General features: G+C 73.0%; 22 protein-coding genes and 3 pseudogenes. 12 read left to right on the plus strand and 13 right to left on the minus strand.

Going from position 1 to position 23,386, the window contains the following annotated elements:
* Positions 1 to 66: 66 nt before the first annotated feature.
* The 3 genes from ABD198_RS12205 to ABD198_RS12215 are packed head-to-tail and all read left to right on the plus strand — an operon-like array spanning position 67 to position 4,186.
* Positions 67 to 2,397 carry an FHA domain-containing protein gene (locus ABD198_RS12205; RefSeq protein WP_344000268.1) on the plus strand — a complete coding sequence of 777 codons (2,331 nt, stop codon included), beginning with the start codon at positions 67 to 69 and terminating at the stop codon, positions 2,395 to 2,397.
* 8 nt (positions 2,398 to 2,405) lie between these two features.
* Complete coding sequence (locus tag ABD198_RS12210) at positions 2,406 to 3,188, plus strand: hypothetical protein (protein WP_344000270.1); 783 nt, start codon at positions 2,406 to 2,408, stop codon at positions 3,186 to 3,188.
* The gene (locus ABD198_RS12215) at positions 3,185 to 4,186 is read left to right on the plus strand and encodes a serine/threonine-protein kinase (RefSeq protein ID WP_344000272.1); all 1,002 of its coding nucleotides are present in this window, start codon (positions 3,185 to 3,187) and stop codon (positions 4,184 to 4,186) included. Before ABD198_RS12210 ends, ABD198_RS12215 begins: the two co-directional genes overlap by 4 nt.
* Before the next feature lie 10 nt (positions 4,187 to 4,196).
* Here the strand turns inward: ABD198_RS12215 and ABD198_RS12220 are convergent, their stop codons facing one another.
* Positions 4,197 to 5,489: a streptophobe family protein gene (locus ABD198_RS12220; RefSeq protein ID WP_344000273.1), complete on the minus strand. Its 1,293-nt coding sequence runs from the start codon at positions 5,487 to 5,489 to the stop codon at positions 4,197 to 4,199.
* Between the two features lie 187 nt (positions 5,490 to 5,676).
* On the opposite strand from ABD198_RS12220, the gene ABD198_RS12225 reads away from it, so the two are divergent.
* The gene (locus ABD198_RS12225; RefSeq protein ID WP_344000275.1) at positions 5,677 to 6,999 is read left to right on the plus strand and encodes a DUF6777 domain-containing protein; all 1,323 of its coding nucleotides are present in this window, start codon (positions 5,677 to 5,679) and stop codon (positions 6,997 to 6,999) included.
* 250 nt (positions 7,000 to 7,249) lie between these two features.
* On the opposite strand, the gene ABD198_RS12230 is transcribed toward ABD198_RS12225, so the two are convergent.
* Positions 7,250 to 7,813: a PRC-barrel domain-containing protein gene (locus tag ABD198_RS12230; RefSeq protein ID WP_344000277.1), complete on the minus strand. Its 564-nt coding sequence runs from the start codon at positions 7,811 to 7,813 to the stop codon at positions 7,250 to 7,252.
* Between the two features lie 115 nt (positions 7,814 to 7,928).
* Between ABD198_RS12230 and ABD198_RS12235 the strand changes: the two genes are divergently transcribed.
* Positions 7,929 to 8,381, plus strand: coding sequence for an ATP-binding protein (locus tag ABD198_RS12235; protein WP_344000279.1), 453 nt, complete (start codon positions 7,929 to 7,931; stop codon positions 8,379 to 8,381).
* Between the two features lie 146 nt (positions 8,382 to 8,527).
* On the opposite strand, the gene ABD198_RS12240 is transcribed toward ABD198_RS12235, so the two are convergent.
* Entirely contained in the window at positions 8,528 to 9,412 is an 885-nt protein-coding gene (locus ABD198_RS12240) for an RNA polymerase sigma factor SigF (RefSeq protein ID WP_344000281.1), read from the minus strand.
* Between the two features lie 227 nt (positions 9,413 to 9,639).
* Between ABD198_RS12240 and ABD198_RS12245 the strand changes: the two genes are divergently transcribed.
* Positions 9,640 to 10,119: a helix-turn-helix domain-containing protein gene (locus ABD198_RS12245; RefSeq protein WP_344000283.1), complete on the plus strand. Its 480-nt coding sequence runs from the start codon at positions 9,640 to 9,642 to the stop codon at positions 10,117 to 10,119.
* Between the two features lie 67 nt (positions 10,120 to 10,186).
* Here the strand turns inward: ABD198_RS12245 and ABD198_RS12250 are convergent.
* Positions 10,187 to 10,399, minus strand: a pseudogene (locus ABD198_RS12250) (ClpP family protease); the annotation flags it as partial.
* Between the two features lie 178 nt (positions 10,400 to 10,577).
* On the opposite strand from ABD198_RS12250, the gene ABD198_RS12255 reads away from it, so the two are divergent.
* Complete coding sequence (locus ABD198_RS12255; RefSeq protein ID WP_344000285.1) at positions 10,578 to 11,060, plus strand: VOC family protein; 483 nt, start codon at positions 10,578 to 10,580, stop codon at positions 11,058 to 11,060.
* 52 nt (positions 11,061 to 11,112) lie between these two features.
* On the opposite strand, the gene ABD198_RS12260 is transcribed toward ABD198_RS12255, so the two are convergent.
* Positions 11,113 to 12,027, minus strand: a complete 915-nt coding sequence (locus ABD198_RS12260) for an SGNH/GDSL hydrolase family protein (RefSeq protein ID WP_344000287.1) — start codon at positions 12,025 to 12,027, stop codon at positions 11,113 to 11,115.
* Positions 12,028 to 12,258: 231 nt separating this feature from the next.
* On the opposite strand from ABD198_RS12260, the gene ABD198_RS12265 reads away from it, so the two are divergent.
* Together ABD198_RS12265 and ABD198_RS12270 are read left to right on the plus strand one after the other, a co-directional pair.
* The gene (locus ABD198_RS12265) at positions 12,259 to 13,056 is read left to right on the plus strand and encodes a VOC family protein (protein ID WP_344000289.1); all 798 of its coding nucleotides are present in this window, start codon (positions 12,259 to 12,261) and stop codon (positions 13,054 to 13,056) included.
* A gap of 95 nt (positions 13,057 to 13,151) precedes the next feature.
* The gene (locus tag ABD198_RS12270) at positions 13,152 to 13,850 is read left to right on the plus strand and encodes a ribonuclease H family protein (RefSeq protein WP_344000291.1); all 699 of its coding nucleotides are present in this window, start codon (positions 13,152 to 13,154) and stop codon (positions 13,848 to 13,850) included.
* A 36-nt stretch (positions 13,851 to 13,886) separates the two neighbouring features.
* Here ABD198_RS12270 and ABD198_RS12275 read toward each other — a convergent pair.
* A pseudogene (locus ABD198_RS12275) lies at positions 13,887 to 13,976 on the minus strand (tyrosinase family protein); the annotation flags it as partial.
* 234 nt (positions 13,977 to 14,210) lie between these two features.
* Between ABD198_RS12275 and ABD198_RS12280 the strand changes: the two are divergent.
* Positions 14,211 to 15,230, plus strand: a complete 1,020-nt coding sequence (locus ABD198_RS12280) for an aldo/keto reductase (RefSeq protein WP_425580462.1) — start codon at positions 14,211 to 14,213, stop codon at positions 15,228 to 15,230.
* On the opposite strand, the pseudogene ABD198_RS12290 reads toward ABD198_RS12280, so the two are convergent.
* The 5 genes and pseudogenes from ABD198_RS12290 to ABD198_RS30705 form a co-directional block, all read right to left on the minus strand.
* Positions 15,208 to 15,315, minus strand: a pseudogene (locus ABD198_RS12290) (sulfite exporter TauE/SafE family protein); the annotation flags it as partial. The gene ABD198_RS12280 and the pseudogene ABD198_RS12290 overlap by 23 nt on opposite strands.
* Before the next feature lie 73 nt (positions 15,316 to 15,388).
* A complete protein-coding gene (locus tag ABD198_RS12295; RefSeq protein WP_344000293.1) occupies positions 15,389 to 16,756 on the minus strand; it encodes an MBL fold metallo-hydrolase in 1,368 nt (455 codons plus the stop codon).
* 71 nt (positions 16,757 to 16,827) lie between these two features.
* On the minus strand, positions 16,828 to 19,494 hold the full coding sequence (ppdK, locus tag ABD198_RS12300; protein ID WP_344000294.1) for a pyruvate, phosphate dikinase: 2,667 nt from the start codon (positions 19,492 to 19,494) through the stop codon (positions 16,828 to 16,830).
* Positions 19,495 to 19,518: 24 nt separating this feature from the next.
* Entirely contained in the window at positions 19,519 to 20,217 is a 699-nt protein-coding gene (locus ABD198_RS12305) for a DUF4389 domain-containing protein (RefSeq protein WP_344000295.1), read from the minus strand.
* Between the two features lie 31 nt (positions 20,218 to 20,248).
* A complete protein-coding gene (locus ABD198_RS30705) occupies positions 20,249 to 20,593 on the minus strand; it encodes a BON domain-containing protein (protein ID WP_425580463.1) in 345 nt (114 codons plus the stop codon).
* A 316-nt stretch (positions 20,594 to 20,909) separates the two neighbouring features.
* Here ABD198_RS30705 and ABD198_RS12315 point away from each other — a divergent pair, with 316 nt between their 5' ends.
* A complete protein-coding gene (locus ABD198_RS12315) occupies positions 20,910 to 21,788 on the plus strand; it encodes a universal stress protein (protein WP_344000320.1) in 879 nt (292 codons plus the stop codon).
* A 25-nt stretch (positions 21,789 to 21,813) separates the two neighbouring features.
* Here ABD198_RS12315 and ABD198_RS12320 read toward each other — a convergent pair whose 3' ends face one another.
* Positions 21,814 to 22,152 carry a hypothetical protein gene (locus ABD198_RS12320; protein WP_344000298.1) on the minus strand — a complete coding sequence of 113 codons (339 nt, stop codon included), beginning with the start codon at positions 22,150 to 22,152 and terminating at the stop codon, positions 21,814 to 21,816.
* Positions 22,153 to 22,313: 161 nt separating this feature from the next.
* Here ABD198_RS12320 and ABD198_RS12325 point away from each other — a divergent pair, with 161 nt between their 5' ends.
* Positions 22,314 to 22,820, plus strand: a complete 507-nt coding sequence (locus ABD198_RS12325) for a DUF6328 family protein (RefSeq protein ID WP_425580464.1) — start codon at positions 22,314 to 22,316, stop codon at positions 22,818 to 22,820.
* 26 nt (positions 22,821 to 22,846) lie between these two features.
* Here the strand turns inward: ABD198_RS12325 and ABD198_RS12330 are convergent, their stop codons facing one another.
* Complete coding sequence (locus ABD198_RS12330) at positions 22,847 to 23,272, minus strand: SsgA family sporulation/cell division regulator (RefSeq protein WP_344000300.1); 426 nt, start codon at positions 23,270 to 23,272, stop codon at positions 22,847 to 22,849.
* Positions 23,273 to 23,386: the final 114 nt, after the last annotated feature.

Below are 23,386 nucleotides of genomic sequence, written 5' to 3' on the forward strand. Positions count from 1 at the left end.
CGAGCGCCCCCGCACCGGGCCCACCGCGCCAGGCACCTGCACGGACCAATCGGTAGAATTCAGGACATGGCGGAGCGGCCCAGCGCGCCGGAGCTCGTCCTGGAGACCGAGTCGGGCTCCACCCTGATCAGCCCGGTCCGTGAATACCACGTCGGACGCGACCCGTTGAGCGACATCGTCATCGACGACGCCCGGGTGTCCTGGCACCATGCCGTGCTGCGCGCCACCGACGGTCACTGGACGCTGGAGGACACCCACAGCACCAACGGCACCTACGCCGACGGCAGTCGGGTCCACACCCGCGACGTCGGCCCCGGCACCGTCATCCGCTTCGGCCACGCCACCGAAGGACCCCGCGTCCTCCTCACCGCCCCCGCACGCAACCGGCCCTCGGCGGTCGCCCACCCCGCCCTCACCCACACCTTCCGGCAGCCGACCTCCGTACGCCCGCTGCCCACCCGCACCGTCCGCATCGGCCGCGCCCCCGACAACGACCTCGTCGTCGACGACCTGATCGTCTCCCGGTACCACGCCGAGCTGCACGTCCACGCCGACGGCGGCTACGAGATCGTCGACCTCGGCGGCCACAACGGCACTTACCTCAACGGCGTGCCCGTCCAGCGCGCCGAGGTCGCCCAGGGCGACATCGTCGGCGTCGGCCACTCCGACTTCTGCCTGATCGGCGACGAACTCCAGCAGTACGTCGACACCGGCGAGGTCTCCCTCGACGTCCAGGACCTCACCGTCACCGTCGACCGGGGCCGCAAGACCCTCCTCGACCACGTCTCCTTCCCGGTCGGCGAGAAATGCCTGCTGGCCGTCGTCGGCCCGAGCGGCGCCGGCAAGTCCACCCTGATGAACGCGCTCACCGGACAGCGTCCCGCCGACGAGGGCACCGTCCTCTACGACGGCCGCGACCTCTACCACGACTACGCCGAGCTGCGGCAGCGCATCGGGCTCGTCCCGCAGGACGACATCCTGCACACCCAGCTGCGCGTGCACGCCGCCCTGTCCTACGCCGCCGAACTGCGCTTCCCGCAGGACACCGCCCGGACCGAACGCCGCGCCCGGGTGGACGAGGTGATCCGCGAACTCGGACTCGAGGAACGCACCCGCCAGCACGTCCACAGCCTCTCCGGCGGCCAGCGCAAACGGGTCAGCGTGGCGCTGGAGCTGCTGACCAAACCGTCCCTGCTCTTCCTCGACGAGCCGACCTCCGGCCTCGACCCCGGCATGGACCGCTCGGTGATGCAGATGCTGCGCGGCCTCGCCGACGACGGCCGCACCGTCATCGTCGTCACCCACAGCGTGCTCAGCCTGGACGTCTGCGACCGGCTCCTCGTCCTCGCCCCCGGCGGCAAGGTCGCCTACTACGGCCCGCCCGAGGAGGCCCTGCCCTTCTTCGGCTTCGACCACTGGCCGGCCGCCTTCGACGCGTTCGAGCACGACCAGGACCGCGACTGGGCGGGCGAGTACCGGCAGTCCCCCTACTACCGGCGCTACGTCGCCCAGGGACCCGCGCAGCCGCAGCGCCCCCGCGAGGAACCGGTCCCCGTCGTGCCGCCCGTGCCGCCGCCCAAGCCGCGCCGCTGGGGCGCCCAGCTGAGCACACTGGTCCGCCGCTACACCGCGGCCCTCGCCGCGGACCGCACCTTCCTCGTCATCATGATCGCGCTGCCGTTCGTGATGGGTGCCATGGCACGGGCGCTGGCCGGCTCGGAGCTGACCCGCAAGTCCGCCATGAACGCGCTGCTGATCCTGTGCGTCGGCGCGGTCCTCACCGGTTCCGCCAACGCGGTGCGCGAACTGGTCAAGGAACGGGTGATCTACCAGCGTGAGCGGGCCGTGGGCCTGTCCAGATCGGCGTATCTGATGTCCAAGGTGGTCGTGCTCGGCACGGTCACCGCGCTCCAGGCGGACGTGCTCACCCTGGTCGCGCTGTCCGGCGTCGACCTGCACGCACCGCGCGGCGACGGCGTGGTGATGCCGCCCCTTGTCGAGATCACCGTCGCGGTGGCGCTGCTCGCCTTCGCCGCGATGATGCTCGGGCTGCTGGTCTCCGCCGCGGTGCCCAAGGAGGAGGTGACGATGCCGCTGCTGGTGCTGCTCGCCATCGTCCAGGTCGTCTTCTGCGGCGCCCTGCTGTCGCTCGCCGACGTGCTGGTCCTGGAGCAGGCCGCCTGGCTGGTGCCCGCCCGCTGGGGCTTCGCCGCGATGGCCGGCACCATCGACCTGTCCGCGCTCTCACCGGGCGAGCTCAGCAGCGATCCGCTCTTCTCCCACGAGGCGGGCGCATGGCTGCGCTCCGTCGGCATGCTGCTCGTCCTGTCGCTGGTCTTCGGACTCCTGGTCTCCCGGCTGCTGCGGCGCCAGGAGCCCGTGGTGATGCGGAAGTAGCGCCCGCGATGACCGGCCCCGGCTTCCGCCCCACGCACGTCGTCCCCACCGGCGGACTCCCCACCTGGGAGAGCCCCGACCCGGGCCGCCCCAGCGTGCCGCTCGACCCGCTGCTGCCGGTGCAGCTGCTGCAGCGGCAGGGCGACTGGGGCCATGTGCTGTGCTCCAACGGCTGGTCCGCCTGGGTCGACGCCCGCCGCCTGCTCGCCGTGCCCCAGGACCCGCCCGCCGCCGACCCGCCGATGGCCCGCACCGCCGACCCCCGGCCGCTGCTGCTGCGCGCCGAGGAGACCCTGGCCCGCTACCGGGCCGCCGTCACCGACCTGGCCGACGGCACCCTCGACGGCGAGACCTTCGGCGCCCGCACCCGCGGGCTGCGCATCGGCCTCGTCGTCGACGGCGACTCCCTGTGGCTCTACGACTCCGACCACGGGCGCTGGGTCTACACGGACGGCACCGCCCTCCACACCCACGCGGTCGACACGGCGCCGGGCGCCGGGACCCCCTCGCCCGCACATCCGCCCACTCAGGTGGTCCCGGAGGGGCAGGCTCCTGCGGAGCCGAAAGGGGTGGTGCCGGAGGAGCCGGCGAAGGGTGCGGGGGAGGGGCCCGCTCAGATGGTGGGGGAGGAGCCGACCGAGGTGGCGGGCGGGGAGCCCGGTCGGCCGGTGGCGGCGAAGCCCACCGAGGTGGTGCCGGAGGAGCCGGAACGGGCTGCGCCCGATGAGCCCACCCGAGTCGTGCCCCCGGAGGGCACCCGGCGTGGCGGGTCGGAGGGTGACGGGACATGACTGGGGACACCAGCCTGTTCGCGGGGCGGCCGGCCGATCTGACGGGGCGCCGTATCGCCGGATACCGCATCGAACGCGAGATCGGCCGCGGCGGCATGGCCGTCGTCTACCGCGCCCACGACCTCCGTCTGGACCGCACCGTCGCGCTGAAGCTGCTCGCCCCGGACCTGGCCCGCAACGACACCTTCCGCCGCCGCTTCACCCATGAGTCCCGTACCGCGGCGGCCATCGACCACCCGCACATCGTGCCCGTCTTCGAGGCCGGTGAGACCGAGGGCGTCCTCTACATCGCCATGCGCTACGTCGACGGCAGCGACCTGCGCCGCCTGCTGGACCGCGAGGGACCGCTGCCGGTCGCCACCGCGGTACGCATCGCCGCCCAGGTGGCCTCCGCGCTCGACGCCGCCCATGAGCACGCCCTGGTGCACCGGGACGTGAAACCGGGCAACATCCTGGTCGCCCACGGCACCGACACCGACCACCCCGAGCACGTGTATCTCACCGACTTCGGGCTGACCAAGAAGTCGCTGTCCCTGACCGGCTTCACCACGGTGGGCCAGTTCGTCGGCACCCTGGACTACGTCGCCCCCGAGCAGATCTCCGGCCGCCCGGTCGACGCGCGCTGCGACGTCTACGGCCTCGCCTGCGTCGTGTACGAGACCCTCACCGGGCACCCGCCGTTCCTCCGCGAGGACGACATGGCCCTGCTGTGGGCCCACCAGTACGACCCTCCGCCGCCGGTGACCGAGGCCCGCCCCGGCCTGCCCCCCGAGGCCGACGACGTATTCACCACGGCCTTGGCCAAGAGCCCTGAGGACCGTTACGCCTCTTGCCGGGACTTTGTCGTGGCGCTGCGCGACGCCGCCGCGGAGAGCGCGGGCGGCCCGGGCGGTGCCGTCCCGCAGCCGTCCGGGGGCCCGGCCGCACCGGGGGCCGGCCGTCGGCCGAAGCCGCCCCCGGACTGGGCGCGCCCGGCCTTCGGGCCGCAGGCCCGGTAGTCCGGACGGGTCACCCGGCGCCGGCGGACGCGGCCACGTGCTGCTTCTCGCGCCGCCGTTGCAGCAGCAGCGCCAGGAGCGCGCCCAGGAATCCGGTGACCAGCCCCCACAGCAGCGCGAGCCCCAGCGCACCCCACACCTGCGGATCGAGCAGCACCTGACCGGCCAGTCCCTCGCCCAGATCGCCGATGCCGAGCACGGACAGGCCGAGCCGGGCGGAGACGCGGCCCACCAGGCAGATCATCAGCACCGTCAGCGCCAGCGCCACCGCCAGGTGCACGGCGTGCTGCCAGACCCGGATCCGCGGCGGCGCCACGGCCGCCATCACGAACGCCACGGTCAGCAGCAGCACGCCGGTGACGACCGGAAGCCACCACACCCGGCCGTCGTGCTCGGCGAGCGTGCCCAGGTTGAGCGTGGAGATGTCGGGGGTGCGCAGCACCTCGTCGAGCAGCTTGGGCATGGGCAGCCCGAAGGGCCCGTTCACCCTGCCGTTCCAGGTGGCGCCGAGCCCGATCGTCAGGGCGAGCCAGACGACATTGGGCAGACCGAGCAGGATCACCGCGAACGTCTCGGACGGATGGTCCCGGGTGGCGGCCACCACCAGCGCGATCACCAGGCCGATGACCACGAAGGCGAGCAGCAGCTGCACCATCGCGTGCGCGGCGGGACGCACCGTCGTGTGGAAGCGCAGCAGCCGGCCCGGCAGCGGGGCGCCGCGCGCCACCATCAGGGCCAGCAGCAGTACGCCCGCCAGCCAGACCAGGCCCACCAGCACGGTCAGCGGCACGTTCGCGGCGAAGCCGATCTCCGGGTGGATGCCCAGCAGGTCCCCGAGGTCGCTCAGTGCTCCCTCGCCGAGGGAGATCTCGAAGGTGTGGCGGGCGGTGCAGGCCAGTGCGAGCAGGGCGATCAGCCACAGCGCCAGGAAGCGTGCCGTCCAGCCCGCCAGCTCGGGGGCGCCCGTCACCGCACGGTGCCGCAGCGGCCGCAGGAACCCCCAGCCGATCACCAGCGCGCCGGTGAGGGTCACGGACAGCGGCATGACCGTCAGGCCGCCCTCGGCACCGGCCAGCGAGCCCGCGTCTCCGGACAGTTCCACCGTGCCGCCGACCGCGGTGACCACGGTCGCCGCGACCACCCTGGGGAACGACCCGTCCGGGAGATCCACGGCCCCGGCCGCCCACAAGCCCAGCGTGGCCACCACGACCATGGCGATCAGCCCGCCGAGCACCGTGGCCAGGGCCTGGAGCCAGCCGTGGCGGGCGACCGCCCGGTCGGGGAGGGTGGTGCGTGCAGTCACGCTGTCACGCTAAGCAGGGCCCGCGCACGGCGCTTGCCGGGAGGTCCGTCCGCGTCGGCTTGCGGGCGGTGCACCCCACGCACACACAATGAACGCGTAACGGAAGAAAAGGGATGAATCAGATGAATATGACCGCAACCGTCCCTGCGTGACTGCCCGGGGATGACCCGTGCGGGAAGAAGGGCTCGTGAGTGTCGAACCGCCGGACTCCGGCCGACCCACCGGACCCCCCTCCGGACCCCTGCCGGGCCGCTCCGAACCACCGTCGTCCGATCCTCCCTCCCAGCCGCCACCGTCCGGCCCCTCGTCCCAGCAGCCTTCGTCCGGACCGCCCTCCGAGCCGCCCTCGTCCGGGCCGCCCTCCCAGCCGCCCGGCGCGGGCGGTGGCGACGGGAGCGCTGCCGGCGGGGGCGGCGAGGGGCCGCGGGAGCCGGGCCGCCGCCCGTGGTGGAAGTCGGTGGCCGGGATCTCGGTGGTCGCCGTGGCCGTGGTGGCGGCCGTGATCCTCGCCGTGGTGCTCGGCCGCTCCGACGGCGGCACGGAGGCCGGCGGCGGAGGCGGCGGCGAGGTCTTCCTGCAGGCCGCCGATTCACCGGGCCGTGATCCGTTCACCGAGTCGACGGCCGAGGACAGCGCCCCCCCGACCGCCACCCCGTCCGCACCCACCGCCTCGGCCACACCCGGCGGGGTGCGCGTCGTGGAGGGCGGACGCCCCGGCCTGTACGGCGGCACCCGCAACAATGCCGCCTGCGACGTCGAACAGCAGATCAAGTACCTCCAGGACGTCCCGGCCAAGAACGAGGCGTTCGCCTCCGTGCTCGACCTCGAGCCCTCCCGCGTCCCCGACCACCTGCGCTCGCTCACCCCGCTGCAGCTGCGCATGGACACCCGCGTCACCAACCACGGCTACCGCGACGGCGCCGCCATCCCCTACCAGGCCGTCCTCCAGGCGGGCACCGCGGTGCTGGTCGACGACCGCGGGGTGCCGCGGGTCCGCTGCGCCTGCGGCAACCCGCTGACCGAACCCGTCGAGCAGTCCGACCCCCGCTACACCGGCGACCGCTGGCCCGGCTACGACCCGGCCAAGGTCGTCGTGGTCGAACCGGCGCCCGAACCGGTCGAGAAGTTCGTCGTCTACGACCCGGAGAAGGACAGCTGGTTCGAGCGGGAGCGCGGTGACAAGGGCAAGGCGGACAAGCCGACCCGTCCGCCGGGCAAGCCGAGCCCCTCGGACGGCACCGGCACACCCTCCACCGAGGGCACCGGCGAGGAGTCCGGATGCCCGCCCGGTGAGCAGTGCCCGTCCGGCTCACCCTCGCCGTCCGCCCCGGACTCCGAGCCCGGCACCGGTGAGTCCCCGACCGACGAGGCGCCGTCCGAGGAGGTGCCGACCGAAGAAGGAGGCGAGGACGGCGACTCGTCCGCCCCCGGCTCCTCGCAACCGCCCCCGCAGGGGTCCGACACCGCGCCCGAGCCCGGCACCGACGAGGCCCCGCCGCCGTCGTCCTGACGCCCCGGGCGTCCAGGGAACATCGTCCGGCGCCGGTGCGTACCGTGACGCCGGTCCCGCAGCGGCGACCGCGCGGCCCACTCTCGGCGAAGGAGACCAGGAGTCGCTCGCCCCGCCGACCGCCGCCTCCGCGAGGTCCGGCCCCAGTCGTCGGGCGCAGCACTTCGCCAAGTCCGCCAGTTCCGCGACCTGTTGGCTGCGCTCGCCGCAGACAATTCAGCGGACGTCCGCTCGAAGACGCCGGCGCTGCTCAGATCCGGTCGGCGCGGGCGGCGCGGACCACCAGGGCGTATTCGCCGAGGCCCAGCATCCGGTCGGCGCGCAGTTCGGCCAGGGAGGTGCGGATCGTCTCGATGCGGCCGGTGACCGGGTCGAGGGCCGCGTCCAGCACGGTGCCGCGTTCCTCGCCGGTCTCGGTGAGCACCCGGCAGCCGAGCAGATCGCGCTGCCGTGTCCCTCGTTCCGTCTCGCCGGTGCCGGCCTCCTCGCCCGTGTCCGTGCGGACCACTACCCGGTCCTCCGTCACGGCGATCACGTCGCGCCAGGGCGTCACCGTCTCCCCGCGCAAAGCCCGCCGGATCAGCGCGTCACGGTCGCGCACCATCACCGCGTCGCGGCCCAGGCAGTACACCGCCGGCCAGGGCAGGTCCTGGGGCAGCTGGCCCGACCAGAGGGCCCGGCCGGTGAGCGTGAAGCCGGCGATCCGCTCGGCGGCCGGATCGAAGACGGCGTCCTTGACGTGAGCGACGGCATCACCGCCCAGCGTCACCACGGGCAGGGTCGCAAGACACCGCACCGACATCAGTTCGTCCACGATTGTCCGGGTTCCCTGCTGTGCTGTGGCCAACACAGACCGGGGGGACTGCCTTGGACGAGTCGGGGTACGAGCACAGGTGCAGAGCGTCCGGCCGGCTCCCAGAGAGAAACGCATGACCTACCACCTGGACGGTGCAGTGATTCCGACTGGTTTCGACGTGCCCGTGGAACCGCTTCGGCGGGCGGCACACTTCACCGGCGAGCCGGGCTGCATCGCCCAGGCGCGGGAGTTCGCCGCGCAGTTCCTCGATCAGCTCAGGAACGAGTGGTGTGCCACCGTCGACGAGCGGGTCACCGGCGCCGTACTGCTCGTGGTGAGCGAGCTCGTCACCAACGCCGACCGGCACAGCGAGGGCCCGTACATCCTGGAGCTGGAGGGCACCGACGCCTCGCTCACGGTGTCCGTCTACGACAGCTGCGCCACGCCGCCCAGCGTCTTCCCGCGCGACCCCGAGCGCATCGGCCGGCACGGGCTGGAGATCGTGCAGGCGCTGGCCCGGAACGTCTGTGTGGAGCTGGTGCCCGTCGGCAAGTGCGTGCGCGCGGTTCTCGACTTCGACGCGTGACCGACCACGCCTGACACGCCTGACACGCCTGACACGCCTGACACGCCTGACCCCGGCCCGGGCGGCTTCCCGGCCGGGACGGGTGAGCGCCGGGTGCCCTCCCCGCGCGGTGAGGGCACCCGGACGGCCGTGCGGCTCCGCGTCGCTCAGGCGCAGCCCAGCTCGCCCAGCATCCCCTGGCGCAGCCGCGTGATGATCCGCTTGATCAGGCGGGACACATGCATCTGGGAGCAGCCGAGGCGCTCGCCGATCTCCGCCTGGGTGGCCTCCTCCACGAACCGCATGTGGATGATCTGCCGGTCGCGCTCGCTGAGTTCCGCCATCAGCGGCGCCAGCGCGTGGAAGTCCTCGACGAGCCGCAGCCCCTCCTCCTCCACGCCGATGAAGTCGGCGAGGACCGCCTCACCGTTCTCCGGACCGTCACCGGTGAGGGCGGCGTCCAGGGAGGAGGAGTTGTAGCCGTTCGCGGCGATCTGGCCCTCGACGACCTGCTGCTCGGTGATGTTCATCAGCGTGGCGAGCTCGGCGGCCGTCGGCTCACGGTCCAGCCGGCTGGCCAGCTCCTCGCGGGCCTTGGCCAGTTCCACCCGCAGCTCCTGCAGCCGCCGCGGCACATGCACGGCCCAGGTGGTGTCACGGAAGAACCGCTTGATCTCGCCCACGATGTAGGGCAGCGCGAAGGAGGTGAACTCGACCTCGCGCGACAGCTCGAACCGGTCGATGGCCTTGATCAGGCCGATCATGCCGGTCTGGACGATGTCCTCCATGTCGTCGCCGCGGCCGCGGAACCGTCCGGCCGCGAACCGCACCAGCGACATGTTCATCTCGATCAGCGTGTTCCGCGCGTACTGGTACTCGTGCGTCCCCTCCTCCAGCTCCGTCAGGCGACGGAAGAACTGGCGGGACAGCTCCCTGGCGTCGCGCGGAGCGACGCTGCGCGGGTCCGCGACCCCGGGAAGACCTCCGTCACCCGTAGCGGCCTCGGTGCTCTGATCGACCTGCGCCTGCGCCCGGATCACGGCGGTCTCCATTTCCTCTCCCCACGAAAGTCACGGCCAACATGTGTGCCTGGACCTGCGAGACCCCGGGTACCCCCGGCCTTCCGATGCATGCCGTCCGTTTTCGTAGGGCACAGCGTAGGGCCGTCCGTGCGACCCGGCATCTCGGGCGGGGCCGCGGGTGGTGGCCGCCCGGAGACCGGCGCTTCACTCAGGGCGGAATGCCTTCCGTCGGCGGCCGGGATTCCTACGCTGAGAGGGTGACCGATCGAGCGCCCGACCACGCCCACGTCATCCCGTTGCGCCCCCGGACCACGCGCCGGGACCGCCCGCCCCGCGAGCAGCCGGGGCCGCCCCGCACCGCGACCGCGCCCCCACGCCCCTTCTCCGCCCCGGCTGCCACACCGCCCGGCCCTGCCCCCGCCCCCGCTCCCAAGGAGCCGCTGTGGCGGGACCTGGTGGGTGAGGTGCTGCGCCGGGAGCGGCAGGAGCAGGAGCGGACGCTGAAGGACGTCGCCGACGCCGCCCGGATCTCCATGCCGTACCTGTCGGAGGTGGAGCGGGGCCGCAAGGAGGCTTCCTCGGAGGTCCTCGCGGCTGCCGCCCAGGCCCTCGGTCTGAGCCTGGGCGACCTGCTGGCGCGGGCCCAGGGCGAGCTGGTCCGCATCACCTCCCGCCGGACAGCCCGCGACCGTGCGGTGCCGCGGTCCCCGCACGACGGGCTGTGCCTGGCCGCCTGAGACGGGTGCGGGCGCCGGGCGGCCCGTACCACGTTGATCCGCCCGGCGCCTCACACCATCCGGCGTCTCACACCATGACGAGGCGCCGGCTCAGCACCTCGTCGGCCAGGCCGTAGGACACGGCCTCCTGCGCGGTGAACACCTTGTCGCGGTCCATGTCCGCCCGCAGCGTCTCCACGTCGTGGCGGGTGTGCCGGGACAGCACCTCCTCCACCTGCGAGCGGATCCGGACCATCTCCTTGGCCTGCAGCGACAGGTCCGAGGCGGTGCCGCGCGCCCCGGCTCCACTGTCGGCCGCGGACGGCGCCCACCGGCCGTTTCTCTGCCCCCGGCAGATTCGCCACGGGCAGAGCGTCTCCGGGTTCGGACGACAACCGCCGGTGGCCGATGAGTTCCGGGCCGCCGGGCGGTCGGTACAGGTGAACCGCGCCGACCGGCGCCGCACCCCAGGAGGAACCATGACCACCAAGGGCTTCACCACCTGTCTCTGGTTCGACGGCCAGGCCGAGGAGGCCGCGAACTTCTACGTCTCCGTCTTCAAGGACTCCAGCCTCGGCGACACCTTGCGCTACACCGAGGCGGGCCCCGGCCCCGCGGGCAGTGTCCTGACCGTGGAGTTCGTGCTCAACGGGCAGAAGTTCATCGCCCTGAACGGCGGGCCCGAGTTCAAGTTCAGCGAGGCGATCTCCTTCCAGATCGACTGCGAGAACCAGGCCGAGGTCGACTACTACTGGGACAAGCTTGTCGAGGGCGGCGGCGAGCACGGGCCGTGCGGATGGCTCAAGGACCGCTTCGGAGTCTCCTGGCAGGTCAACCCGGTCCGGCTGACCCAGATGCTCAAGGACCCCGACCAGTCCAAGGCCGACCGCGCGATGAAGGCCATGCTGCAGATGCACAAGCTGGACATCCCCGAGCTGGAGAAGGCGTACGCGGGCGGGTGACCGCCACGCGGCGCAGGCGAGGAAGGCCGGCCGGTCACGCCCGTCGCGCCCGTCAGCCCCGCCTGTCCTGACCGATCACCCGGGTGATCTCCCCGGTGATGCGCACGATGCCGGGGGAGCGGACCGGGCACGGCCGCGGGGTCGACGTGGTCGGGGCCAGACAGAAGTGGAGGTGGTCGTCGTCGCGGTGCAGGGCCGTGCGGCCGCGGCCGGGCTGGGTGCAGTCGCCCGCACGGGAGCGTTCCGCGGCCGTGCACGGCAGGTGCTGCGTCCAGGAGTAGCGGGCACCCGGCGCGCTCACCGTGCGGCCCGCGTCCGCCACCAGGTCGCCCGAGGCCGCCGCCCGCCGCTCGTACAGGGCGTTCACCCGGCGCACCCGGTCCGGTGTCATCGGGTCGGGGCCCTGCAGCACCCACACGATCCGGGGGCCCTCGCCCCCTCCCGCCGCGCGGATCTGCTCGGTGAGCCGGCGCGCGTCCGCCGCGTACCGTGCGAAGTACCGCTTCGGTTCCGCGGCGTGGGTGATGCCGTCCATGCACCAGGTGTAGCCCCAGGCGTTGCCCCAGAACTGCAGGACCACATGGTCCGGCCGCAGCCTGCGCACCAGGGCGGCGGCCTTGTCCCGGGCGGGGACCAGCGACCGCTTGCCGGTGCCCTCCAGGTAGTCGCACAGCGTGGTGCCCGAGTACGGGGCGCTCGTGTACTCGGCGCGCAGCTCCCGCCGCAGCTCGGCGCCCAGCACCTGCTGGCTCTCCATCGCCAGTGAGTCCCCCAGGTACAGCACCACGGGCGGCCGGCTCGCCGGCGGTGCCGTGCCGGGCGTCGCGGCGGGGCGCCGGTGCGTGGTGGAGGACGGTGCCCGCGGTTCCGCGGAGGGCGGCGCGGCCTCGGGGCCGGACGACGGGTCGGTGCACCCGGCGAGCAACGCGGCGGCCAGCAGCACGAACACGACCCACACCCTGCGCATACAGAGACCCCCGCCCCGGGCCGGTCACGACGGCTCCCCAGGCAAGCACAGCCGCGACCAGTGCGGTAGACGGCGTTCAGGACGGCTCTTTCACAAGCGCCCCGCGGTCACCGGCGGCTCGGCGCGCGAGGCGCTCCGCGGGTGACTAGCGTGAGAAACCGGAGAGATCCCCACAGACATCCCCCATATCGACATCCCCCATAGACATCCCCCATAGGGAAGGTCGGGACCATGGCCGAGTCACCTGAGGGTGCCCCTTGCTGGGCCGACGCGATGTTCACCGACGTCGAGGGAGCCAAGCGGTTCTACGGCGACGTCCTCGGCTGGACCTTCGGCGAGTCGTCGTCGGAGTACGGCAACTACACCCTGGCCTACGCGAACGGCAAGGCGGCCGCCGCGGTGGTCCCGCCCATGCCGGGGCAGGCGGGCAAGTCGCAGTGGTGCCTTTACCTGGCCTCGCCGGACGCGGCCGGCACCGCGCAGAAGATCCGCGACAACGGCGGCGAGATCCTGATGGAGCCGATGCAGGTCGCCGACTTCGGCTGGATGTGCCTGGCCCGCGACCCGGGCGGTTCGGTGTTCGGCGTCTGGCAGGCCGGCAGCCACGAGGGCTTCGAGACGGAGATGGGGAAGCCGGGCGCGTTCGCCTGGGCGGAGGTCTTCACCCGCGAGCCCGCCAAGTCCGACGCGTTCTTCCCGGCCGTCTTCGGCTACACCAGCCGCCAGATGCAGGACGAGTCGATGGACTTCCGGGTGTACTACCTCGGTGAGCGGCCCGCGCTGGGCCGGATGGAGATGGGGGACGACTTCCCGCCCGAGGTGCCGCCCTACATCAACGTCTACTACGGCGTCGCCGACTGCGACGAGGCCGTGTCGAAGGCCACCGGGCTCGGCGGCGTGCTGCAGTTCGGCCCGATGGACACGCCGTTCGGCCGCTTCGCCGCGCTGACCGACCCGCAGGGCGCCGCCTTCTCGGTCATCGACACCACGAAGACCGAGGGCGAGATGCCCCCGATGACCGAGGTGTGAGCGGCGCGGAGGGGGCCGGTCACCGGTTCGCCGGGGCCGGCGCGGGCTCATGGGCTCCGCCGGGAGCCCTCCCCGGGTCATGGCATGATCGGGGGATGCGTGAACGTGTTGTGGCCGCCTGCGACGGAGCCTCGAAGGGCAACCCCGGACCCGCCGGCTGGGCGTGGGTGATCGCCGACTCCTCCGAGACCCCGGTCCGCTGGCAGGCGGGGGCGCTGGGGAAGGCCACCAACAACGTCGCCGAGCTCACCGCTCTCGAGCGGCTGCTCGCGGCGACCGATCCGGACGTGCCGCTCGAGGTCCGCATGGACTCGCAGTACGCCATGAAGGCCGTCACCACCTGGCTGCCCGGCTGGAAGCGCAACTGCTGGAAGACGGCGGCCGGCAAGCCGGTCGCCAACCAGGAGCTGGTGGTCCGCATCGACGAGCTGCTGCAGGGCCGCGCCGTCGAGTTCCGCTACGTGCCCGCCCACCAGGTCGACGGCGACCGGCTCAACGACTTCGCCGACCGCGCCGCCAGCCAGGCCGCGAGCGAGCAGCGCGACGCCGGGAGCGAGCTGGGCTCGCCCGAGCCGCCGCCCGCCCCCGACACCCCGCCGGGCCGCGGCGGCAGCCGCAAGAACGGCACCGCGGCCCGGACGTCCCGGTCCCGCTCCGGATCCTCCTCACGCACCATCAAGGCGAAGTTCCCCGGCCGCTGCCTGTGCGGCCGCTCCTACGCCGCCGGGGAGCCGATCGCCAGGAACGACCGCGGCTGGGGCCACCCGGAGTGCCGGACCGCCGAGAGCGCCTGACACCAAGACCGCGGCGGGCGCCGCGCGTTCAGGCGCCCGGCCGCTGCGCTTGAGCTCGAGCAGCGCGGCGACGAACCGGCGCTTCTCCTCGGCGGTCAGCAGGGCCTGGTTCTTGCGGACGGTCATGTGCGGGTGGCTCCCGGAGTACGTGCGAGTGCGTGCTGGTGCTGCGTGCGGTGCGGTGCGGTTCAGCCAGCTGCGGGGAAGGGCAGCAGCGCTGCGCCCTGCAGTTGTGTTCTTCCGTGCCGGGCGTCCGACGCGAATGCGCGAACCGGGGCGCGGTCGGCGTCCGGCGGGACGCGTCGGCCGGTCACCCGCCGCGACCGGCGTCCGGCCGGGACCGGTGACAGACTGACGGCCATGGAAGAGCGCACATTCCACAGGTCCGGCCAGCACGCCTCCGTCATCGGTCTGGGCACCTGGCAGCTCGGCGCGGACTGGGGCGACGTCGACGACAAGCAGGCCCACGCCGTCCTGGAGGCCGCCGCCGAGTCCGGCGTCACCTTCTTCGACACCGCCGACGTCTACGGCGACGGGCGCAGCGAGCAGACCATCGCCTCGTTCCTCGGCGGACGCCCCGATCTGCACGTGCTGGTCGCCACCAAGATGGGCCGGCGCGTCGAGCAGATCCCCGAGAACTACGTCCTGTCCAACTTCCGCGCATGGAACGACCGGTCACGCCGCTACCTCGGCGCCGACCGGATCGACCTGGTGCAGCTGCACTGCCCGCCGACGCCCGTCTACTCCCGCGACGAGGTCTTCGACGCCCTCGACACCCTGGTGGCCGAGGAGCGTATCGCCGCCTACGGAGTCAGCGTGGAGACCTGCGCCGAGGCGCTCGCGGCGATCGCCCGCCCGAACGTGGCCAGTGTGCAGATCATCCTCAACCCGTTCCGCATGAAGCCGCTGCGCGAGGTGCTGCCCGCCGCCCGCGAGGCCGGGGTCGGCATCATCGCCCGCGTGCCGCTGGCCTCCGGACTGCTCTCCGGCAAGTACACCAAGGACACCGTCTTCCCGGAGAACGACCACCGCACGTTCAACCGGCACGGCGAGGCCTTCGACCAGGGCGAGACAGGGGCGGGACTGCGAGGACGTGGTCACCCAGCTCGCCGCCGCGTCCCGGGCCCTGGACAAGGCCGGTTTCGCGATCATCGCCACCGGCCTGCAGCACTGCCTGACCGACGCGGACCTGGCCGCCTCCGGCGACCGGGAGCAGATGCGCACCCGGCTGGAGAAGCTCTTCCTGTCCCTGGCCTGAGCCGCGGCGCCACGCCGGCCGCCGGCGCCGCTCAGGTCGTGCGTCCGGCGCATCGTCGGACTCTCAGGCTCCCCGGGCTCCTCGGGCTCCCCGAGCTTCTCAGGCGAGGGCGTCGGTCATGACGGCCGCCACCGCCAGCACCACGGCGAAGGCCCGCTGCAGCAGCGTCCCGGTGATCCGTGCGGCGAGGCGCTTGCCGTCCCAGGCAACTTGCGTGCAGGTGGAGTTGGGAGGCGCGCATCAGTCCGTGCTGCCGGGGGAGTTTGTTGCGCTGGGCTTGCTAGCCGGGGCGGCTGAGGGTGAGCCCTGCCTCGCTGGCGGCGTCGAAGCGGTCGTCGACGGCGACCACGTCACGGCCGGCGGCGTCCAGCAGCGAGGCGGCGATCGCCGCGCGCATCCCGGTGGCGCAGTGCACCCACACCGTCCCGTCCGGCACATCGCCGAGGCGTCCGTGCAGCTCGTGGACGGGGATGTGGACGGAGCCGTCGATGCCGCCGTCCCGGCGCTCCGAGCGCCGGCGCACGTCCAGCACGACGAAATCGTCGCCGCGCCGACGGGCGGCGGCGAGCTCGGCGAAGCGGGCGCGGCGGAAGGAGGCGAGCCGTTCGCCGTCCCGGATCCAGCCGGCCGGATCGCCGGTCGCGGCGGCCGCCGGGCGGTCGATGCCCACCCGTGCCAGCTCCCGCTGCGCGGCGCCGATCTGCTCCGGAGTCTCCCCGAGGAGGGAGACGGGCCTGCCCCAGGGGATCAGCCAGGCCAGGTAGGTGGCGAGCCTGCTCTCGCCCTCGAAGTTGAACGACCCGGCCACATGCCCCTCGGCGAATGCGGTGCGGCTGCGCAGGTCCACCACCCACTCGCCGGCGGCCAGCCGGGCGGCGAGCTCCGCGGCGTCCGCCCGCCTCGGCGGGGTGAGGTCGACCGGCGCGGGGCCCTCGGCGTTGACCGGACCCATGTGCGCGTAGTAGGCGGGCACGTCGTCCAGCCCGGCGAGCATCCGGGCGACGAAGGTGTCGACGTCCAGGCTCAGCGCGTCGTTGGTCGAGCGTTCCTTGCCGATCGTCGTCGCGTCCCCCTCGGCCTGGGTGGAGGAGCAGAAGCTGCCGAACCCGTGGGTGGGCAGCACCTGCACCTCGTCGTCCAGCTCGTCGGCCAGCCGGTGGGCGGAGGCGTGCTGGGCGCGGGCCAGCCGCTCCGTCAGCCGGGGCTCGACCAGATCGGGGCGGCCCACGGCACCGACGAGCAGGGAGCCGCCGGTGAACGCCGCCACGTCGCGCCCGTCCTCGACGAGGGCGTAGGAGGTGTGGTGCGGGGTGTGCCCGGGGGTGGCGATCGCGCGCAGCCGAAGGCTCGCGTCGACCGTCACGGTGTCGCCGTCGGCGACGGGGGTGCGGTCGAACGACACCTGCGCCCCGGCCGGCACCAGGTAGCGGGCGCCGGTGACGCGGGCCAGCTCCAGGCCGCCGCTGACGTAGTCGTTGTGCACATGGGTCTCGGCCACGAAGGCGATGCGCACCCCGTGGCGGGCCGCCGCGCCGATGACCCGGTCGATGTCCCGCGGCGGGTCGATCACCACCGCGGCACCGGGGCCGCCGGCCAGGTAGCTGCGGTTGCCCAGGCCATCGAACTCCAGGGTGCCGACGAAGAACACGGCTCCCGACTCCTCTCGTTGTACCCCGGGGGTATCTGGCTCCCACCCTGGCAGCTGTACCCAGGGGGGTGTCACTCGGCGGTCAGTGCGGCACGTCCCGCCTCCAGGCGGGCGACCGGGACGCGGAAGGGGGAGCAGGAGACGTAGTCGAGGCCGGCGGCGTGGAAGAAGTGCACCGAATCCGGGTCCCCGCCGTGCTCGCCGCACACCCCGAGCTGCAGACCGGGCCGGGCGGCGCGGCCCTCGGCGACCGCGATCTGCACCAGGCGACCCACGCCCTGACGGTCGATCGTCTCGAACGGGGACACCGAGAAGACGCCCTTGTCGAGATAGGCGGAGAAGAAGGCCGCCTCGACGTCGTCGCGGGAGAAACCCCACGTGGTCTGGGTCAGATCGTTGGTGCCGAAGGAGAAGAACTCCGCCTCCTCGGCGATGAGTCCGGCGGTGAGCGCGGCCCTCGGCAGCTCGATCATCGTGCCGACCGGACAGTCGAGCGGCATCCCGGACTCCGCGGAGACGCCGGCCAGCACACGGTCGACCTCCTCGCGCACCAGGCGCAGCTCCTCGACGGTGTCGACCAGCGGCACCATGATCTCGGCCCGCGGGTCCCCGCCCGCGCGCCTGCGCTCCACCACGGCCTCGGCGATCGCCCGTACCTGCATGCCGACCAGTCCCGGGGTCACCAGGCCGAGGCGCACCCCGCGCAGACCCAGCATCGGGTTCTCCTCGTGCATCCGGTTGACGGCCTCGAGCAGCTGCGCGTCGTGCTCGCTGGGCGGGATGCCGCGTGCCTCGTCGGCGGCGAGGCGCACGGCCAGTTCGGTGCGGTCGGGAAGGAACTCGTGCAGCGGCGGGTCCAGCAGGCGGATGGTGACGGGCAGGCCGTCCATCGCCTCCAGGATCCCGGTGAAGTCCTGCCGCTGCAGCGGCAGCAGCGCCCCGAGCGCACGGTCCCGCTCCTCGTCGGTGCGGGCCAGGATCATCGCCTCGACCAGCCGCCTCCGCTCACCGAGGAACATGTGCTCGGTGCGGCACAGACCGATGCCCTCCGCCCCGTAGCGGCGGGCGCGGGCCGCGTCCTCCGGGGTGTCGGCGTTCGCCCTGACCCCCAGCCGGCGCACCTCGTCGGCGTGCTCCATGGCCCGTGCCACGGCGTCGACCAGCGCGTCCGCCCGCTCACCGGTCTCGAAGTACCGCGCCACGGCCGAGTCGACCAGTGGCACCTCGCCCAGGTACACGGCACCCGCGGAGCCGTCCACGGAGATCACCGTGCCCTCCTCCACGGTGGTGCCGCCGGCGGTGAAGCACCGGCGCTGCGGATCGACGGTGATCTCCTCGGCGCCGCACACGCACACCGTGCCCATGCCGCGGGCGACCACGGCCGCGTGACTGGTCTTGCCGCCGCGGCTGGTGAGCACCGCCCGGGCCGCGACCATGCCGGGCAGGTCGTCCGGGGTGGTCTCCTTCCGGACCAGGACGACCTTCTCCCCGGCGGCGGCCCGCCGGACCGCCTCGGCGGAGTCGAACACCGCCGCGCCGACGGCGGCCCCGGGGGAGGCCGGGATGCCGTGTGCCAGCGGGTCACCGGCGGAGGAGGCGTCGAACCGGGGGAACATCAGCCGGGCCAGCTGGTCGCCGCGGACCCGGGTCAGCGCCTCGTCGGCGGTGACGAGCCCCTCGTCGGCCACCGCGGCGGAGATGGTGAAGGCGGCCTCCGCGGTGCGCTTGCCCACCCGGGTCTGCAGCATCCACAGCCGGCCGCGTTCGATGGTGAACTCGATGTCGCACAGGTCGCGGTAGTGCGCCTCCAACGCCGCCATGTGACCGCGCAGTTGCTCGTACGCCTCGGGGGCGATCCGGGCGAGCTCGTCCAGCGGCACGGTGTTGCGGATGCCCGCGACGACGTCCTCGCCCTGCGCGTTGGCCAGGTAGTCGCCGTACACGCCGGGCCGACCGGTGGCCGGGTCGCGGGTGAAGGCGACGCCGCTGCCGGAGTCGGGGCCCAGGTTTCCGAAGACCATGGTCTGCACGGTGACGGCCGTGCCGAGGTCGTCCGGGATGTGCTCGCGCTTGCGGTACAGCCGCGCCCGTTCGCCGTTCCACGACTCGAAGACGGCGAGCACCGCCCGGTGCAGCTGCTCGGCCGGGGACTGCGGGAAGGCCTCGCCGGTCTCCCGGAGGATCAGCTCCTTGTACGTCTCCACCAGGCCGGCCAGATCGACCGCGCCCAGCCCCAGGTCGTCCTCGGCACCCACGTCCTGCTTGAGGCCCTCCATGGCCCTGTCGAACAGGGCGCCGTCGACCCCCATCACCGTGGAGCCGAACATCTGGACCAGCCGGCGGTAGGAGTCCCAGGCGAACCGCTCGTCACCGGCGGACTTCGCCAGGCCCAGCACCGAGTCGTCGTTGAGACCGATGTCGAGGATCGTCTCCATCATGCCGGGCATGGAATGCCGCGCACCCGAGCGCACCGACACCAGCAGCGGATCGTCGGGCTGCCCCAGCCTCCGCCCCGCGGCCCGCTCCAGCGCGGTCAGATGCTCCTGGATCGCGCCCGCCAGTCCGTCCGGCTCGCTGCCGGTGGCGAGGTAGGCGCGGCAGGCCTCGGTGCTGACGATGAAACCGGGCGGTACGGGCAGCCCCAGCCGGGCCATCTCGCACAGATTGGCGCCCTTGCCGCCCAGCAGGTCGGCCTGGTCCCGGCCGCCCTCACTGAACGCGTACGCATAGCGGACCATGGCGGTCCTCCTTCTCACGACCGGTCATGACGTCCTCCGCGGTTCCGTCCCGGTCTGCGGTTCCTCGCCGCCCTGGTCGAGGCGGAAGGGCGGGTACTCGTCGGTGAGCAGCGCCGCGTAGGCGGCCACCCGCAGCACCCAGCGGTTCAGGCCGAGCAGCAGGTCGAACAGACCCCGCGGGTAGAGCCCGGTGAAGGCCAGGGCGATACCGGCGAACAGGGTGAGCAGCCCGATGAGGCCGCCGTTGAACCAGGCCATGCGGGCTCCGCCGAGGAAGAAGCCCAGGACCAGGTAGTGCGGCAGGACCAGCAGCCACCACTTCACCAGCACGAGGCCGCGCGAGAGGTGCCCGGGATACTCCAGGTCCCAGTGGGCCGGGTAGTCGGGGACGTCGGCGAGGGTGAACGGCGGGTAGCGGTCGGTGCCCAGCGTGCCGTAGGCGTAGTACGCCACACGCCAGTTCCAGCGCAGTACACCGGTGGTGAAGTCGAACAGGGGCCGCGGGTAGCGGCCGGTGAACAGGATCGCGAAGAAGGCCACCACGCTCACCACCACGACCGCCACCCACAGGAACAGCAGCACGATGTGGTGGGGGAGGGCGAGCAGCCATTTGACCAGCCACAGCCAGCGCGACAGCGGCTCGTCGAGCCGGGCGGTCAGCCGGGCCGGATACACCTTCGGGCCCGCCGGACCGGCCGGCGGGGAGGTGACGTGTGTGCTCATGGTGACCGGTCCCTTCGGAAGCCGGCGACGATCACGAGCGGCCGTGCGTGGTCGTCCTTCTCGTCGTTGTTCTCCTCGTTCCAGCATCCGTGAAAGCAGCGGAGCGCGCAGGGGCTGACCGGGGCACCGCCGGGACCACCGGCACCGTGGCGGCACCCGGCCGCCAGGCCGTCAGCGTGAGAGCCGCGCCCTCCCCGCGCGCCCCTTCGCCGGTGAGCCGGGCTTCGACGTCCACGACGCCCTCCACGCCACGCACCAGCCGTACGGCGAGCGGGATGGGCGAGGTGTCGCGGACATGGCCCTCGAGGGTGACGACTCCCTCGTCGACGCTCACGTGGATGCCGTGGCTCGGGGCCGGGAAGAGGTAGGACACCACCGTGCGGCGGACCTCGTCCGACGGTGTGCGGGGTACCAGGCACCGCGGTGCTCCTCGGGCCTCGCCGGGGGCGGGTTCGTGCCGTGCGTCCGGCCGGGGCGTGACCTGGGGCGCGGAGCCCGCCTGAGGTCCTCGGCCGTACACCTCCACGATCGCCCCGAACCGGCGCGGTGCAACCCGGGCCCCGCCCTCGTCCGCGAGCCCGTCCAGGTGTCGCGACCCGACCCGTGCGGTGCGACGGTGTTGAGAGGGGCCACAACGCGGTGTTCACCGGGGCCGGAAGGGCGGTGGCCGGTGCAGGAAGGCGGTGGTGACCATGGTGCTCCCGCTGGTCGTGGGCGTCGACGGATCGGACTCCAGCCTGGAGGCCGTGGACTGGGGCGTGGACGAGGCCACACGCCTCGGGCTGCCCCTGCGGCTCGTGCACGCCTCCTTGTGGGAGCGCTACGAGGGCCGGACTCCGTCCTTCGGCACCGACCGCCCCGCTGAAGAGGTCATGGCCGAGCACATCGTGGCGTCCGGCGCCGAGCGCGCCCGCTCGCGCAACCCGGAGCTGGAGGTGTCCACCGAGGTCGTGCCCGAGGACGCGGTGTCCGCGCTGCTGCGCACGGCTCAGGACGCCTTCGCTGTGGTCGCGGGCTCACGCGGACGCGGTGGCATCGCGGGGATGCTGCTGGGCTCGGTGAGCCTCACCGTCGCCGCCCGCGCCGTGTGCCCGGTGATCGTGGTGCGCGGCGAGGAGCGGAACCGGCAGGGCGTGTCCGGCGGTGTCGTGGTCGGTGTCGGCGATCCCGGGCAGAGCTCGGCCGCCGTGCGGTTCGCCTTCCGCGAGGCGGAGGCGCGCGACTGCGTCCTGCACGCCGTACGGGCCTGGCTCCGCCCCGCCCACGAGCACTTCGACCACCTGCTGACCGCGGACGACGCCGCGGACGTGAACGAGGAACACGCCTCGGCGCTGCTCGCCGACGCGCTGCAGGACCCCGGCCGCGACCACCCGAAGGTGGACGTGCGCCCCCGGGCGGTGGAAGGGGTTCCCCACAAGGTCCTGCAGGACGCCTCCTCGGAGGCCGATCTGCTGGTCGTGGGCGCGCGGCGGCGGCACGGCCCGGTGGGCGGCCTGCAGTTCGGGCAGGTGGCCCACGCCCTGCTGCATCACGCCGCGTGCCCGGTGGCCGTCGTCCCCGAACAGGTGTGACCCGGCGGAGAGCCGCCGGCGGCGCTCAGGGCTCGAGGCGCAGCTGCCACTCGCGTTCCTGGTCCCCGGAGGCCGCGCCCGCGTCGCGCGTGGTGAACGCGCCGGCCAGGGTGTCACGGGCCCGGCGCACCGCGAGCGGGGTGCCCTGCACCGTGACGCTCACCGGGGCCGACAGCCGGCCGGCCTCGCCGCGCCCGCCCCCGGCGTCGCCCTCCGAGGCGAACGTCGCCATGTGGACCGTCGCCCGGTCGTCGGAGGCCGGGGCGTCCGGCGCCCCGAAGGCGCGCTGGAGGGCCCGGACGACCGCGCGGGCGTCGTGCGCTCCGCCGCCGTCGATCGTCACGGTGAGCTGAGTGTCGGTCATGAACTCCATGCCCTTCGAAAGTCGGTGCCGTCGCGCAGGCGTGTAACCGGACCGGTCCCCGGCAAACCGTTCCGGCCAGCCGGGCTTCGCCCGGGAGGACCGCCGCGGACGGGGCAGGAGCGGGAAGGAAGAGGCACACTGGGCGCACACCGGGAGGCACCGTGTCGGGCACATCGGACGCAGAGGACGGCCGGGTCAGGCGCAGAGGGCGCAACGAGACCGAGGAGGAGCGGGCGGACCGGATGTGGGTCGAGCTGATCCAGGAGGTCCGCGTCGCCCAGATGGGTGTGCAGATCCTGTTCGGCTTCCTGCTGACGGTCGTCTTCACCTCGAAGTACGACGACCTGTCCGGCACCGACCAGACGATCTACCTCGTCACGGTCGTGCTGGGCGCCTGCGCCACCGGTGTGCTCATCGGCCCCGTCTCGCTGCACCGGCTGGTCTCCGGACGGCGGATCAAACCGCAGGCGGTGACGTGGGCGGCCCGGATGACGCTGCTCGGGCTGGTGCTGCTGCTGGCCACGACCTGCGCCTCGCTGCTGCTGATCCTGCGGGTGGCGACGGGCGACGGCTACGTGCCCTACCTGGTCGCCGGGGTGGTCTTCTGGTACCTGCTGTGGTGGTTCGGGCTGCCCATGTGGGTCCGGTACCGCTACACCACACGCTGAGACCCGGCGACCATCCGAACCGGTCGTCAGCTGCCGGCCAGGATGTCGGCGAGGAAGTCGTCCACCCGCACCTTCTCGGACCCCGGCGCGACCATCCGGTGGGTCTCGGTGAGGAACTCCCCGACGGCCTCGGCCCACACGAACACCACCGCGTGGTGCCGGCTCCCGTCGGCGTGCGCCTCGCCGAAGAACTCCATCCGCAGCTCCCGTGCCGCGCCCCGCTCCTCGGGCCGCAGCCGCACGTCACCGCAGCCGACCGGGCGCCTCAGCCCCTCCAGCAGCATCTCGCGGTCGAGCCGCCACCGGGCCAGGACCCGGCCGTCATGGCTGAAGACGACGGTGACGGCGAACGGGTCGTCGGGGGTGTAGCTCAGATGGGCGAGCACGGGAAAGCGGTCCGTGACGCCCGCCCGGACCTCCACCACCAGGGTCTTGTGCAGGTACGAGTTCACGACCACAGCCTTTCGCCAGAATCAGGTGCAGGGCCCTCTAGGGTCCGTCTTCAAAGATCGCTAGATGGTGGATCATGGTGGTGTGGTACGTCGTCATGAACTCACCGACCAAGA

This window comes from Streptomyces thermocarboxydovorans, assembly GCF_039524635.1.
Taxonomy (GTDB): domain Bacteria; phylum Actinomycetota; class Actinomycetes; order Streptomycetales; family Streptomycetaceae; genus Streptomyces; species Streptomyces thermocarboxydovorans.